Raw genomic sequence first — 13,955 nt, forward strand, 5'->3', positions numbered from 1 at the left:
TGTGGGCACCGCGCCACGATTAAACATGGCGGTGTGACCAGAACGTGGCGTCATACATCGCCCGGGTCGTCCAAGATGGTGCGGTGACCGACATCGAGACCACACGACGACACGACGGCAGCCGTGACGACATCAGCGGCGCCGTCGACGGCAGCCTCCGTCAGGACGTCAGCTACCTCGGCAGCCTGCTCGGCCGGGTGCTGCGCGAATCCGGCGGCGACGAGCTCTTCCAGGCCGTCGAGGACGTCCGGGCCGCCGTCATCGCCGCCTACGAAGGAGCCGACGGCGCGAGCCTCGACGATGCCCAGCGCCTCGTCGACGCCCTCGACCAAGGGCTCGCCGAGCAGGTCGCCCGCGCCTTCACCTGCTACTTCCACCTCAGCAACCTCGCGGAGGAGCACCACCGCGTCCGCGTGCTGCGCCGCCGCGGCAGCGAGGCGAGCGCCGCGGGCGACTCGGTCTCGGCCACCCTGCGACAGCTGACCGACGAGGTCGGCGCCGACGAGGCCTCGAAGCGGCTCGACGCCCTGCGCTTCCACCCCGTGCTCACCGCGCACCCGACCGAGGCCCGTCGCCGTGCGGTCGCATCGAGCATCCGTCGCATCAGCGACCTGATGATCGACCGCGATCGGCTCGAGAACGACGTCGCCGTGGCCGAGGCCGAACGCCGCCTGCTCGAAGAGGTCGACACGCTCTGGCGCACCTCGCCGATCCGCACCACGCGCCCGACCCCGCTCGACGAGGTCCGCACGGCCATGAGCATCTTCGACCAGACGCTCTTCGAGATCGTGCCGCAGGTCTACCGCCTGCTCGACGACCGGCTGCTCGGCGACGCCGCCGGCCGCGAGCCCGCCGTCGCCCCCGCCTTCATGCGCCTCGGCACCTGGATCGGCGGCGACCGCGACGGCAACCCGCACGTCACGGCCGAGGTCACCCGGGCCGCCGCCGACATCGCCGCCGAGCACGTCCTGCTCGGCCTGCACCGCGCGACCTCCCGCATCGGCGGCACCCTGACGCTCGACGAGGCCGAGACCCCGGCCTCCGACGAGCTGGTGGCCCTCGCGGAGGCGCAGCGCGGCATGGACGCGAACGTCGCGTCCCGCATCGGCGTGCGCTCACCCCACGAGCTGCACCGCCGCGTGCTGATGTTCGTCGCGGCCCGCATCGACGCCACCCGCCGCGAGGGAGCGCCGCTCGCCTACGGCCACCCCGACGAGCTGCTCGCCGACCTGCGGGTCGTTCAGCAGTCGCTGCGCGCGGCCGGCGCGCACCGCAGCGCCAACGGCGACCTGCAGGGCCTCGTCTGGCAGGTCGAGACGTTCGGCTTCCACCTCGCCGAGCTCGAGGTGCGCCAGCACTCGCAGGTGCACCGCACGGCCCTCGCCGAGCTCCGGGCGGCCGACCCGGTGGCGGGCGGGGAGCAGTCCACCGGCGGCGACGCCGGGTCCGACACCGCGCCTCCTGCACGCAGCGAGATGACCGACGAGGTCCTCGCGGTGTTCCGCACGATCGCGGACCTGCAGAAGCGCTACGGCGTGCGGGCCGCGTCGCGCTACATCGTGTCGTTCACGCAGTCGTCGGCCGACCTGGCCAACGTCTACGAGCTCGCCGAGCGCGCGATGGGCGACGAGCCCGCACCCGTGCTCGACGTGATCCCGCTGTTCGAGACGTTCGCCGACCTCGAGGCCAGCACGCGCATCCTCGACGAGGCGTTGCAGACCGAAGCCGTGCAGCAGCGCCTCGCGGCGACCGGCCGCCGCCTCGAGGTCATGCTGGGGTACTCGGACTCGTCGAAGGACGTCGGCCCGGTCTCGGCCACCTTCGCGCTCTACGCCGCCCAGGCCCGCATCGCCGACTGGGCCGCCGAGAACGACATCGAGCTGACGCTGTTCCACGGTCGCGGCGGCGCCCTCGGCCGCGGTGGCGGACCGGCGAACGAGGCCGTGCTGGCGCAGCCGCCGGCCTCCGTCGACGGCCGCTTCAAGATCACCGAGCAGGGCGAGGTCATCTTCGCCCAGTACGGCAACAAGACGATCGCCGCCCGACACGTCGAGCAGATGGCCGCGGCCACCCTGCTGGCGTCGAGCCCGTCGAACGAGCAGGCCAACGCGACCGCCGCCACGCGGTTCGCCGAGGTCGCCTCGACGATGGACGTCGCCTCGCGCGAGGCGTTCTTCGGCCTGGTCAAGGCCGACGGCTTCGCCTCGTGGTTCGCCGCCGTCACCCCGATGGAAGAGGTCGGCCTGCTCGCGCTCGGTTCGCGCCCGGCCCGTCGCGGGCTCTCGGTCGAATCCCTCGAAGACCTCCGGGCGATCCCGTGGGTCTTCGCCTGGACGCAGGCCCGCATCAACCTCGCCGGCTGGTACGGCCTCGGCTCGGCGCTCGAGGCCGTGGGCGACCTCGACCTGCTGCGTGAGGCCTACGCGACCTGGCCGCTCTTCTCGGCGATGATCAAGAACGTCGAGATGTCGCTCGCCAAGACCGACGAGCACATCGCCCGCGAGTACCTGGCCCTGGCCGACCGCGACGACCTCGCCGGACGCGTGCTCGACGAGATGGCCCGCACGCGCTCGTGGGTGCTCGCGGTCAGCGGCCACGGAGAGGTGCTCGACGGACGTCCGGTGCTGAGCCGCGCGGTGCGGCTGCGCTCGCCCTACGTCGACGCTCTCTCGCTGCTGCAGTTGCGCGCCCTGCGGGCCATCCGCGTCGCGGGCGGTGGTGACCCGGCCGACGCCGACCACCGCCTCCTGCTGCTCAGCGTCAACGGGATCGCCGCCGGGCTGCAGAACACGGGCTGAGCCGCGGCACTCCGCAGGACGCAGGAGGCGCGGGCCGGGTCGTCGACCCGGCCCGCGCCTCCTGCGTGCTCCGCCCGTCGCTCGCGCGCGCGCGTCAGCCCGGCGGGCGCGTCAGCCCGGCGGGCGCGTCAGCCGAGCAGCTGCTCGCTGAGCGCCCAGAGGCGGTCCGACTGCTCGGGGTCGAGGGCGTAGTCCTTCACGCCGCGGCCTCGGGCGTCCTCGCGGAACGGCTCGGCCTCGGCGACGTCCTCGAAGTAGCGGGCGCCGACGCCCTCGACGAGCGGGTGGACGGCCACGAAGACCGACGTCGCGGCGCCCTGCTGGGTCGACTTGAAGGCCGGGTTGGGGGTGCCGTCCTCGTCGATCCAGCCACGGTCGAGCATCTCCTGCTTGGGCAGGTGGCGCTGCAGCGGCGTCAGGATGCCGCCCGGGTGCACGGCGTTGGCCAGCACGCCGTCGTCGGCCCAGCGCTGCGTGACGCCGACCGCGAAGAGGGAGTTCGCCGTCTTGGACTGGCCGTAGGCCGACCACGGGTCGTACTCGCGACGCTCGAACATCACGTCGTCGAACACGACGGGCGAGAAGTGGTGGCCGGTCGAGCTGAGCGACACGAGGCGCGACGGGGTGCCCGAGGCCTGGGCGCCCTCGACGAGAGCACCTCGGAGCGCGTTCGCGAGGGCGAAGTGACCGAGGTGGTTGTTGCTGAACTGCAGCTCCCAGCCCTCGGGGGTGCGGGTCTCGGGCGTGGCCATGATGCCGGCGTTGTCGATCAGCACATCGAGCGGGCCCTGCCACGCGTCGGCGAAGGCCTGCAGGGTGTCGCGCTTCTCGAGGTCGAGGATCGCGGCGCGGACCGTGCCGCTGCCGTCGCCGGTGCTCTCGCGGATGTCGGCGACGGCCTGCTCGCCCTGCTCGGGACGGCGGACGGCGAGGGTCACGTCGGCCCCCGCAGCGACGAGGGAGCGGGCGGTCTCGATGCCGATGCCGGACGCGGCGCCGGTCACGACGATGCGCGTGCCGGTCAGGTCGAGGCCGTCGACGACCTCGTTCGCGGTGGTGGCGGCACTGAAGGGGGTGGTGATGCGAGTCATGACGTCGACGCTACGCCCGGGAGGGGACACCTCTCTCGGCGAACCGGTGACGGCCGGGCACGTCCCGACCGGCACCGCGCCTCCCGGACGTGCCGAACCCGACCGGCACCGCGCCTCCCGGGCGTGCCGAACCCGACAACCGCCGGCCGACACGCCGCCCGGTTCGCGGGGAAATCGTTCTCCCCGACCTCGGTCGTCGCGAATTGCACACCTGCGCAGGACGGCAGGAGGCAGACGGCAGGGGCGGGCGAAGGCGCGGGTCAGGCGGTGCGGCGTGCTCGGCGCATCCGGACGAGCGCGGCGGCGTAGAGGGCCGCCGCGACCCAGTGGCCGACCAGGCCGATCCAGAGCACCACGAGGCCGATCGTGCGAGCGACGGCACCGGCGTCGGCGAGCGGTGGCGACGCCGCGCCTCCGGACCCGCCGAACTGGTCCACGACCGCCGCCGCGACCAGCACGAGCAGCAGCCCGACGAAGATCAGCGCCGTGCGGATCTTGCCGACCCACGTCACGGGGAACGACGCCCCGGCCAGCACGAACAGCGCGTAGGCGCTCAGCAGCAGGTCGGGCACCAGCAGCAGCGGCAGCACGGGCCAGGGCACGAGCCCTCCGGCGACGAACGCGATGACGACGACGATCACGGTGACGCGGTCGGCGACCGGATCGAGCCACTTGCCGAGTTCGGACGTCGTGTTCGTGCGGCGGGCGATGAACCCGTCGAGGAAGTCGGTGACGAAGACGACCGCGATGACGACCATGGCCGACCAGTAGTGCTGATCGACGATCAACACGAGGAACACCGGCAGCAGCAGCAGCCGGGCCGCCGAGATGGCGTTGGGCACGGTGCGCCACTCGTCCTGACGGAACAGCTTGTCGACGAGCGTCACGAGGCCCCCTCTGCGCGATCGCGCGGACAGTCGGTGCGGTCGCACCGGTCACACCCGAGGAGGCGCGGGTCGCTCCCCCGAGATCGCCTCGAGTCTACGGGTGCCCCGGTCAGGCGGTGCCGTACAGCGCGTCGGGCAGCTCGCGCGTGAAGATCTCGGCGGTCTTCGGGCCGACACCCTTGAGGTCGGTGAGGCGGCGGGTCAGTTCGGCCCTGTCCGCCGACGACCGCACGAGGTGGTTCACCGAGCCCCAGTCGGAGTCGACACGTCCCATGACCTCGTGCAGCTCGTCGCTCATCACGTGGTCGATGCGGGCGTAGCCGGCCTCGTCGAGCAACCGGCGCAACCCCTCGTGGTCGTGCTCGGCGAAGCGAGCAGGGCTGGTCAGCCCGTGGTCGATCAGCACCTGGTACGTGTCGGCGGCGACGCCCTGCTGCACGGGCCGGCCGAACAGCACGCTCGCGAGCAGCCAGCGGTACAGCTGCTGCGGCGAGCCCTCACTCACGTCGATCCCGAGGTCGGACGGGTGCTTCACGTCGCTCATGCCGTCCTGTCTACGCCCGGTGCGCGACGCGGGTGACGCGCACCGCACCTCCTCGGCTCGCCGCGGACGCGGCCGCCGCGCGGGCCGACCCCACGACGAAGAACCCCGTTCCGCGCGATGAACCACGAAGAAACGTGGTTCGTCGCGCGGAACGGGGTTCGCGGTGCAGGCGACCGACTAGCGGTCGGCGTGCTGCAGGGTCGGGTAGTCCGTGTAGCCCTCGGCACCCTCGGCGTAGAACGTGGCGGGGTTGGGCTCGTTGACCTCGTGGTCGCCCTGCCACCGCTCGACCAGGTCGGGGTTGGCGATGGCGAAGCGGCCCACGGCGACGGCGTCGGCCTGGCCGTCCGCGACCTCGGCGATCGCCTCGTCGCGCGTGGTGATCTGGCCGAAGCCGCTGTTGGCGACGAAGGCGCCGCCGAAGCGCGTGCGGAGGTCCTGCACGAGCTCGCCGCGCAGGTCGGCGTGCAGCACGCTGAGGTAGGCGAGGCCGAGCGGCGCGAGACCCTCGACGAGCGCACGGTAGACGGCCGTCACGTCGGCGACGTCGGTCTCGACGACGTCCTGGATGTTGTGCATGGGCGACAGGCGGATGCCGACGCGGCCGGCACCGATCGCCTCGGCCACGGCGGTCGCGGTCTCGATCGCGAGGCGGGCACGGTTCTCGGGGGTTCCGCCGTACTCGTCGGTGCGGACGTTCGAGACGGGCGAGAGGAACTCGTGCAGCAGGTACCCGTTGGCGCTGTGGATCTCGACGCCGTCGAGTCCGGCCTCGAGCACGGCGCGCTTCGACGCGGCGACGATGTCGGCCGTGACCTGGTGCACCTCGTCGGCGGTGAGGGCGTGCGGCACGGGGAAGTCGACCTTGCCGGCCGAGGTGTGCACCTGACCGTCGATGGCGATCGCGCTGGGGCCGACGATGCGGTCGGTGCGGGTGATGTCGGTGTGCGAGACGCGACCGCCGTGCATGACCTGCATGACGATCTGGCCGCCCTCGGCGTGGACGGCCTCGGCGACGCGCTTCCAGCCGGCGACCTGCTCGTCGGTGACGATGCCGGGCTGGCCGTCGTAGGCCTTGGACTCCTGCGAGGGGTAGGTGCCCTCCGTCGTGATCAGGCCGAAGGAGGCGCGCTGACGGTAGTGCTCCACGACGACGTCGCCGGGGATGCCGGCGTCGCCGGAGCGCAGACGGGTGAGGGGCGCCATGACGACGCGGTTGCGCAGCTCGAGCTGGCCGAAGGTGGCGGGAGAGAAGAGGTCCAAGGGTGGTCCTTCCGAACGGTGGGTCGCCCTCGGGCGGGGGCGCCCGTGAGGCAACCCGGCGGTTGCACGCTGCATTCCCCGTCGGGTGCGCCGACACCTGGGAAGTCACCGAGCACCCTGGTCGCGGGCAGAGATCTTCGCCACGCCCCGGGGTCTGAGACGACCGAGGCCCGCCGCGAGGAGGGCCGCGAGCGCGGCCAGGACGAACGCCGTGCCGTAGCCGCCTGTGTCGACGAGCGCCCCCAGGCCGACGGCCCCCACGGCCTGGCCCAGCACCAGCAGCACGAAGAGCAGCGCCGTCCCGCTCGCGGCCCGCTCGGCGTCGATCTCGGCGGTCCAGGCGATGAGCGCACCCGTCGCCGCCGTGTAAGCCCAGCCGAACGCCGCGCAGGCCGCGAACGCCACCGGCACGACACCGGGCAGGGCCGCCGCCCCGGCAGTGCCCGCCGACATCACGGCCAGGGTGAGCGTCCAGACCGTCCCGGGGGCCAGGCGTGCCAGCGGTCGGGCGGTGACGATGACGGCCGTGCCTCCGGCGCCGAGGCAGACCCAGGCCCCGACCGACAGCTCGGCCGCCACCCCGGTGTCGACCAGCAGGGTGCGTCCGTAGTTCCAGACCGCGGCCGAGGCGGCACCGGCGAGCAGCGCCGCGAGCAGCACCCACCGGTGGGCGACGAACCACGACTGCGGCGGCAGGAGGCCGCGGGGACCGGTCGGGCCGAGGCCCATGGCGCCGCTCGGGCGGGCGGTGTCGGCGCGTGCGACACCGGTGGCCCCGTCCGCGACGAGGGATCGAGCGGAGGAGGCGCGGCGGTCGAGCACGAGGACGGCCCCCGCCGCCGCGACGGCTCCCCCGGCGGCCACCAGCCAGGCGAGCCGCCAGTCGGGCAGCAACGCTAACGCCAGGAGGCCCGCCGCCATCAGTCCCGGCCCGGTGCCCGCGTTGACGACCGTCTGGGCGCCCGCCTGCCGCACGTCGCCGAGACCGCGCTGCAGCACGCGCACGAGCGCGGGCGAGGCGAGCCCGGCACCGGCCGAGCCCAGCACGGCCGCGAGTGCGAACGGGACCACGTCGGGGGCGAGGGCCATGCCCGTGGCCCCGACCCCGGCCGTGGCGCCCGCCGCGACGACGAGGGCCCGGGAGTGGCGACCGGCCGCGGCGAACCCCGCCACCGCGCCGGCCACGTAGGCCAGCGAGCCTCCGGACGAGACCGTTCCTGCGACACCCGCGTCGAACCCGAGGTCGGCCTGCATCTCGGGCAGGCACAACCCGTAGGCGAGGCGCACCAGACCGTAGGTCACGGCGATCAGGGCCGTGCCGGCGGCGACGAGCCCGACGTCATTCGAAAACGTACGTTTCATTTTCACAGCCTAAGCTGTCCGCATGCCCCTGCGCCCGGCCAGCGAGAAGAAGATCCTCGACGCCGCCGACGAGCTGTTCTTCACGAACGGCATCGCGGCGACGCCCGTCGACGCCGTCCTCGCCCGCGCGGGCGTCTCGGCGGCGACGATGTACCGCGGCTACCGCAGCAAGGAGGCGCTGGTCGCCGCAGCGCTGACCCGTCGCCACCACGACTGGCTCGCCACCTGGGACGCCGCCGTCGCCCGGCACGACGAGGCCGGCCCGCGCCTCCTCGCGGTCTTCGACGCGCTGGACGACTTCCGGTCCCGCCCGACGGGGGCTCGCTGGTGTGCCTTCCTCGCCTCGGCGGCCGAGTACGTCGATCCACCCGCCGACGTCGCCGAGGCCGTGCGGCTCGACACCGAGTCGCTCCGCACGCGACTCACCGACCTCGCCCGCCCGCTCGTCGGCGGGCAGGCCGAGGCGCTGGCCGAACACCTGTTGCTGGTCGTGACGGGCGACCTCGCCATGCGTCTCCGCGAGCCCGCGCGTGACACCACGACCGCCCGTGCCGTCGCAGCCGCGCTCGTGGCCGCCGCGGGCGATCAGGGACGCTGACACCCCAGGAACACGCCGAGACCCTTCCGCGCGCGCGAGGGTCTCGGTGGTTTCAGGGGGTCTCGGCGGAACCCTTCCGGTCGAAGCCGGTGCGGACCGCGGCGATGTCGTCGCCGCCGTGGCCCTGCTCGGCAGCCGAGGCGTACACACCGGACAGCGTTTCGAGCAGGCCGGTGTCGAAGCCCGTGCCCTGGGCGGCCTCCTGCATGAGATCGAGGTCCTTGCGGATGCCGTCGAGCGCGAACTGGGCCGGGTACTCGCCCACGATCATCGTCGCGCCCTTGAGGTGCGCGTACGGGGTGTCGGACTGGCCGCCGTCGATCGCGTCGAGGAAGAGCTGCGGATCGAGGCCGAGGGCCTCCGTCAGCGCGAGCGACTGGGCCGTGGCGGCGGTGATCGTCGCGATCCAGGCATTGGCGGCGAGCTTGAGCGCCGTCCCCTGCCCGACCGTGTCGCCCGCGACGATCGTCTTCGATCCCATGGCGTCGAGCACCGGACGCACGGCGTCGAGCAGGGCTTCGTCGCCGGCGGCCAGCATGACGAGCTTCCCCGTCGCGGCCGGCTTCTTCGTGCCGAGCATCATCGCCTCGACGAGCCGGAGCCCGTGCCCGTCGGCCGTCCGGACGACGCGCGCCGTGTCGGCCTCGCCGATCGTGCTGGCCTGCACCCAGACGGCGTCGGGCCGGCTCGCGTCGGCGGCCTCGTCGAGGACCTCGAGCACGGCGTCGCCGTCGAACAACACGGTGACGACCACGTCCACCCCCTCGACCGCCTGACGCGCCGTGTCGGCGACCACGGCGCCTCGGCGGCCAGCGGCTCGGCCCTCGACCTCGTGCGGTTCCAGACCGTGACCTCGAACCCCTCGCGCAGCAGTGTTCCCGCCACGCCCTGACCCATGATGCCCGTCCCGAGCACTGCGACCTTCATGGCTCCGACGCTACGCCCGGAGCGGGCGAGCGGCGCGGGCGAGCGGCGCGGCTCAGTCGAGCGGGTCGGGCCCCACGGGGTCGGGCCGAATCGCGCGGCGCACCCGCGCGACGACCGACGGAGCCGGCGGATCGTTGTACGAGCCCGCCTCGACCTGCCCGCTGAGCCGCTGGATCGCCGCCATCACCTCGTCGGTCGCGTGCCGACGAGCCCGACCCGACTTCGCCTCACCGTGGCGCGAGAGGTCGATGGGCTCGCCGAACTCGACGGTGACCTTCCGGAGGCGCGGGAGGCGCGTGCCCGCCAGCTGCAGTTCCTGGGTCCCCGTCAGGGCGACCGGCACGACCGGGGCCCCGCTCGTGAGCGCGAGCCAGGCGACGCCCGTCCGGCCGCGGTACAGCCGCCCGTCGAGGGAGCGCGTCCCCTCGGGGTAGATCGCGAACGCGTCGCCGTCCGTCAGCTTGCCGAGACCCAGGTCGAGGGCGTGCTGCGCGGCGGACCCGGCCCCTCGCTCGACACCGATCGCGCCGATGCCCGTGAAGAACGCGCGCGACGCACGACCCCGGAGACCCGAGCCGGTGAAGTAGGCGTTCTTCGCGAGGAACGAGACCTGACGGGGTGCCATGAGGGTGATCACGACGCTGTCCATGAACGAGAGATGGTTGCTGGCCAGGATGACGGCACCACGTCGCGGGACGTTGCGCCGCCCGATCACCCGGGGACGCCAGACCACACGCACGAGGGGTGACAGGACCGATCGGCTGAGGGTTGTGAGCACGCTCCACTGTGCCCGACGCCACATTCCCCGAGGCGCATGGCTCGCCCCCGCGCCTCACCCGGGGCCCCTCGACACCCACCCGCACCACCCGATTCGGGGAACAACGGGTGTCCCCCTCAGGGAGGATTGCCGCCGACGGAGCCGCGCCCTATCGTCGGAGACCGACCGAAACGGGACGCTCGTCCGGTTCACGACCCTCCGGCGAGTCCTCGTCGGGGGATCGGCCCGAGACCCGGGACGAGCGCCGCGACGCACCGCCCGACCCCGTGGGCGGTGGTCCGGCCGGACGAACGGTCGGCCTCCCGCGTCCCCGACCCCGACAGCCGGGGACGACCCCGGAACCCCTGGTGCCCGGAGCGCCCGGCATCAGCCCCCGACGACAGCCCCGACGACCCGAGAGGACCGCCTTGGACGACGAGACCGTGACCACCCGCCCCTCGCGCCTGCCGTTCGTCTTCGGTGCCACCGCGCTGATCTCCACCTACTTCGCCGTCACCAGCATCGTCGGCGCCGGCACCTCGGTGGGCGTCGGTCTCACCGCGACGGTCGTGGCGTCCGGCCTCTACGGGCTGTCGGCGATCGTCTGGCTCGCGCTCGTCGTCGTGGCGGTCTCGTCGCTCCGTCGGACGCGACGAGGTGCTGCGCTCGACCGGACGAGCATGCGCTTCATCGGGTTGGCACCCCCGGCGGGCGGGGCCGTGCTGCTCGCCGCGGCCTACGTGGCCCGCATGAACGGACAGCCGTTCTTGGGCGGGTTCTCGGCCATGGTGATCACGACGGTCGCCCTGGTCGTCCTGTCGCAGGCGTTCCCGCTGCTCGGCTTCGGCCCGTCGACCCCGGGTCAGCGCCAGTCGTCGGGCGGCGGCGGCGCGTCGTCGTAGGGATCGAACGGAGCGTCGGACGGCAGGTCGTAGAGATCGTCGGCCGGCACCTCGGGCACCTCGTCGACCGCGGGAGGTGCGGCACGGCGGGCACCACGACCGGCGGACGGAGCCGTCGACGTCGTGCGGGGAGAGCGGGCCGTGGCTCTGCTCGCCGCGGACACGGACGCCGTCTCGGGCGTCCCGACGGCCGCCGCCTCGGCCGGGGCGGTGCCGCCCACGACGGCGAGCACCTGCTGACCGTACGTGTCGAGCTTCTTCTGGCCGACGCCGCTGATGCCCGCCAGCTGGTCGAGCGAGGTGGGCCGTTCGGACGCGATGCCCCGCAAGGTGACGTCGCCGAACACGACGTAGGCCGGGACGCCCTGCGCCCGGGCGACCCCGGCGCGCCACTCGCGCAGGGTCTCGAACAGGGCGGCGTCGTCGCCGGTCAACTCGGCGGCACCGCGTGACGAACCGCGGCTCGACGAACCCGAACCACCCCGCCCGCGGGCCGAGCGCACCGGGCGCTCGGGCTCGCGTCGCAGCCGGACGGTGCGGCCGCCCGAGAGCACCTCGCCCGCGGCGTCGGTCAGCAGGAGCGTGCCGTACCCGTCGGGCGAGACCGCCAACAGCCCCTGGGCGAGCAGCTGTCGGACGACCCCCCGCCACTCGACGTCGCTCAGGTCGGTGCCGATGCCGAAGGTGGACAGCTGCTCGTGGCGGTTCTGGAGGACCTTGGGGGTCGACTTGCCGACGAGGATGTCGACGATCTGGCCCGCGCCGAACTGCTGGTTGCGCTCGCGCTTGAGCCGGACGACCGTCGAGAGCAGCTTCTGGGCGGGCACCGTGCCGTCGAGCGACTCGGGCGGCGAGAGGCAGGTGTCGCAGTTGCCGCATGCGGTGCTCGCCTGCCCGAAGTAGCCGAGCAGCTGCACGCGTCGACACTCGACCGTCTCGCACAGGGCGAGCATGGCGTCGAGGTGGGCGCCGAGCTTGCGGCGGTGCTCGGCGTCACCCTCGGACTGGTCGATCATGCGTCGCTGTTGCACGACGTCTTGCAGGCCGTAGGCCAGCCACGCCGTCGAGGGCAGGCCGTCGCGGCCGGCACGGCCGGTCTCTTGGTAGTAGCCCTCGACCGACTTGGGCAGGTCGAGGTGTGCGACGAAGCGCACGTCGGGCTTGTCGATGCCCATGCCGAAGGCGATGGTGGCGACCATGACGATGCCCTCGTCGCGCAGGAACCGCGCCTGGTTGCGCGCCCGGGTCTGTGCCTCGAGGCCCGCGTGGTAGGGCAGCGCCGGGATGCCCTGCTTGACCAGGAACTCGGCCGTGCTCTCGACCGACTTGCGGGACAGGCAGTACACGATGCCGGCGTCGCCGTCGTGCTCGGCGCGGATGAACCGCAGCAGCTGCTGCTGCGGGCCGTCTTTCGCCTCGATGCGGTACTGGATGTTGGGGCGGTCGAAGTCGGCGACGAAGTGCTTCGCGTCGTCGAGCTCGAGGCGTCGCGAGATCTCGCGGTGGGTGGTCTCGGTGGCCGTCGCCGTCAGGGCGATGCGCGGCACGTCGGGCCAGCGCTCGTGCAACACGGACAGTTCGAGGTAGTCGGGGCGGAAGTCGTGGCCCCACTGCGCCACGCAGTGGGCCTCGTCGATGGCGAAGAGCGAGACGTGGCCCCGGTCGAGCAACGACTTGGTGGACTCGAGCTTGAGCCGCTCGGGCGCGAGGTAGAGCATGTCGAGCTCGCCCTCGACGAACGCCTGCTCGACCGCACGACGACGGTCGGGGTCTTGCGTCGAGTTGAGGAACGCCGCGCGGACGCCGACGGCCTCGAGGGCGTCGACCTGGTCTTGCATCAGGGCGATGAGCGGCGAGACGACGATGCCCGTGCCCTCGCGGACCAGGGCGGGCACCTGGTAGCAGAGCGACTTGCCGCCACCCGTCGGCATGAGCACGAGGGCGTCGCCGCCCTGGACCACCTGGTCGATGATCTGGGCCTGCTGGCCACGGAACTCGTCGTAGCCGAACACCCGGTGCAGCACGTCGAGGGCTGCGGTGGGGGCGTCGGGGGCCAGGGCGGGCGAGGCGGTGGTGGTCACGCGACGAGTCTACGAGCGGCCACCGACGCGGTCAGCCGACCCGCGCCTCCTGGGGACGGTCGCCCGCGGGAGGCGCGCTGGGGACGAGAGGAGCGCTGCGAACCGTCACGAGACCGGTGCGCCGAGCCGCCCGCAGCACGAGCCACACGTAGAGCGGCGTCGAGACCACCGTGACGGCGAGGGCGAGGGGGCTGCCGTCGCTCGACTCGACGCCCGCGAACGGTGCCGACAACAGGAAGAGGACGGTGTTGTTGAGCACGTGCGCCACGATCGCCGCCTCGAGTCCGCCGGTGCGCCAGGTCAGGTAGGCCGCGGCCACGCCGAACACGGCGACGTCGAGCATGCCCCACGCGTTGTAGTCGTGGCCGAAGGCGAATCCGATCGTGGGCAGGACGATCGCCGCGATCGGGTACCTCAGCCACGAGCCGATCGTCTGCATCGCGAGCCCGCGGAACGCGTACTCCTCTGCCGTCGCCTGGAGCGGCGTGACCACGAGGATGACGACGACCGCCCAGACGAGGGTGTCGGCCGGCGTGGTGACGGGTCCGGTGCCGATCGGCTCACCCGAGAGCGGGGGCACCACGAAGTAGCTGAGCCCCACCGTCAGCGCCATGAACGCGAGGGCGGGCACGAGGCATCGCGCGAGCCACCGCCACCGCAGCCGCCCGGCGACGCTCCAGAGCCCGCCGACCGCCCCCGGCCCGACGATCAGGGCGCCCAGCATGATCGCCGGCAGCATGACCGC

At 73.1% G+C, this 13,955-nt stretch carries 12 protein-coding genes and 1 pseudogene; 3 read left to right on the forward strand and 10 right to left on the reverse strand.

Annotation, left to right across the window (positions count from 1 at the left end):
• Positions 1-83: 83 nt before the first annotated feature.
• The gene (locus tag IFT88_RS15275; RefSeq protein WP_192121571.1) at positions 84-2,798 is read left to right on the forward strand and encodes a phosphoenolpyruvate carboxylase; all 2,715 of its coding nucleotides are present in this window, start codon (positions 84-86) and stop codon (positions 2,796-2,798) included.
• 128 nt (positions 2,799-2,926) lie between these two features.
• Here IFT88_RS15275 and IFT88_RS15280 read toward each other — a convergent pair whose 3' ends face one another.
• From IFT88_RS15280 to IFT88_RS15300, 5 genes are all read right to left on the reverse strand, one after another.
• On the reverse strand, positions 2,927-3,889 hold the full coding sequence (locus IFT88_RS15280; RefSeq protein WP_056227337.1) for an SDR family NAD(P)-dependent oxidoreductase: 963 nt from the start codon (positions 3,887-3,889) through the stop codon (positions 2,927-2,929).
• 260 nt (positions 3,890-4,149) lie between these two features.
• A complete protein-coding gene (locus IFT88_RS15285; RefSeq protein WP_043593207.1) occupies positions 4,150-4,776 on the reverse strand; it encodes a CDP-alcohol phosphatidyltransferase family protein in 627 nt (208 codons plus the stop codon).
• 109 nt (positions 4,777-4,885) lie between these two features.
• Entirely contained in the window at positions 4,886-5,320 is a 435-nt protein-coding gene (locus IFT88_RS15290) for a hypothetical protein (protein WP_056227334.1), read from the reverse strand.
• Between the two features lie 177 nt (positions 5,321-5,497).
• Complete coding sequence (locus IFT88_RS15295) at positions 5,498-6,583, reverse strand: alkene reductase (protein ID WP_192121573.1); 1,086 nt, start codon at positions 6,581-6,583, stop codon at positions 5,498-5,500.
• A 105-nt stretch (positions 6,584-6,688) separates the two neighbouring features.
• Positions 6,689-7,945, reverse strand: a complete 1,257-nt coding sequence (locus tag IFT88_RS15300; RefSeq protein WP_192121575.1) for an MFS transporter — start codon at positions 7,943-7,945, stop codon at positions 6,689-6,691.
• 22 nt (positions 7,946-7,967) lie between these two features.
• On the opposite strand from IFT88_RS15300, the gene IFT88_RS15305 reads away from it, so the two are divergent.
• On the forward strand, positions 7,968-8,543 hold the full coding sequence (locus IFT88_RS15305; RefSeq protein ID WP_192121577.1) for a TetR/AcrR family transcriptional regulator: 576 nt from the start codon (positions 7,968-7,970) through the stop codon (positions 8,541-8,543).
• Positions 8,544-8,595: 52 nt separating this feature from the next.
• Here the strand turns inward: IFT88_RS15305 and IFT88_RS17770 are convergent, their stop codons facing one another.
• The 3 genes and pseudogenes from IFT88_RS17770 to IFT88_RS15315 all read right to left on the reverse strand — a co-directional run bounded on the left by IFT88_RS17770 (position 8,596) and on the right by IFT88_RS15315 (position 10,272).
• The gene (locus tag IFT88_RS17770; protein ID WP_446718837.1) at positions 8,596-9,081 is read right to left on the reverse strand and encodes an NAD(P)-dependent oxidoreductase; all 486 of its coding nucleotides are present in this window, start codon (positions 9,079-9,081) and stop codon (positions 8,596-8,598) included.
• Positions 9,064-9,470, reverse strand: a pseudogene (locus tag IFT88_RS17775) (NAD(P)-binding domain-containing protein); the annotation flags it as partial. The pseudogene IFT88_RS17775 and the gene IFT88_RS17770, both read right to left, overlap by 18 nt.
• 52 nt (positions 9,471-9,522) lie before the next feature.
• A complete protein-coding gene (locus tag IFT88_RS15315) occupies positions 9,523-10,272 on the reverse strand; it encodes a lysophospholipid acyltransferase family protein (RefSeq protein ID WP_192121579.1) in 750 nt (249 codons plus the stop codon).
• Between the two features lie 383 nt (positions 10,273-10,655).
• On the opposite strand from IFT88_RS15315, the gene IFT88_RS15320 reads away from it, so the two are divergent.
• Positions 10,656-11,129 carry a hypothetical protein gene (locus tag IFT88_RS15320; RefSeq protein ID WP_192121581.1) on the forward strand — a complete coding sequence of 158 codons (474 nt, stop codon included), beginning with the start codon at positions 10,656-10,658 and terminating at the stop codon, positions 11,127-11,129.
• Here IFT88_RS15320 and recQ read toward each other — a convergent pair.
• Complete coding sequence (recQ, locus tag IFT88_RS15325) at positions 11,090-13,210, reverse strand: DNA helicase RecQ (protein ID WP_192121583.1); 2,121 nt, start codon at positions 13,208-13,210, stop codon at positions 11,090-11,092. The two genes, IFT88_RS15320 and recQ, sit on opposite strands and share 40 nt — an antisense overlap.
• Positions 13,211-13,241: 31 nt before the next feature.
• On the reverse strand, positions 13,242-13,949 hold the full coding sequence (locus tag IFT88_RS17780; protein ID WP_446718838.1) for a CPBP family intramembrane glutamic endopeptidase: 708 nt from the start codon (positions 13,947-13,949) through the stop codon (positions 13,242-13,244).
• Positions 13,950-13,955: the final 6 nt, after the last annotated feature.

The sequence above is a fragment of the Frigoribacterium sp. CFBP 8751 genome (assembly GCF_014841545.1).
Classification (GTDB): Bacteria; Actinomycetota; Actinomycetes; order Actinomycetales; family Microbacteriaceae; genus Frigoribacterium.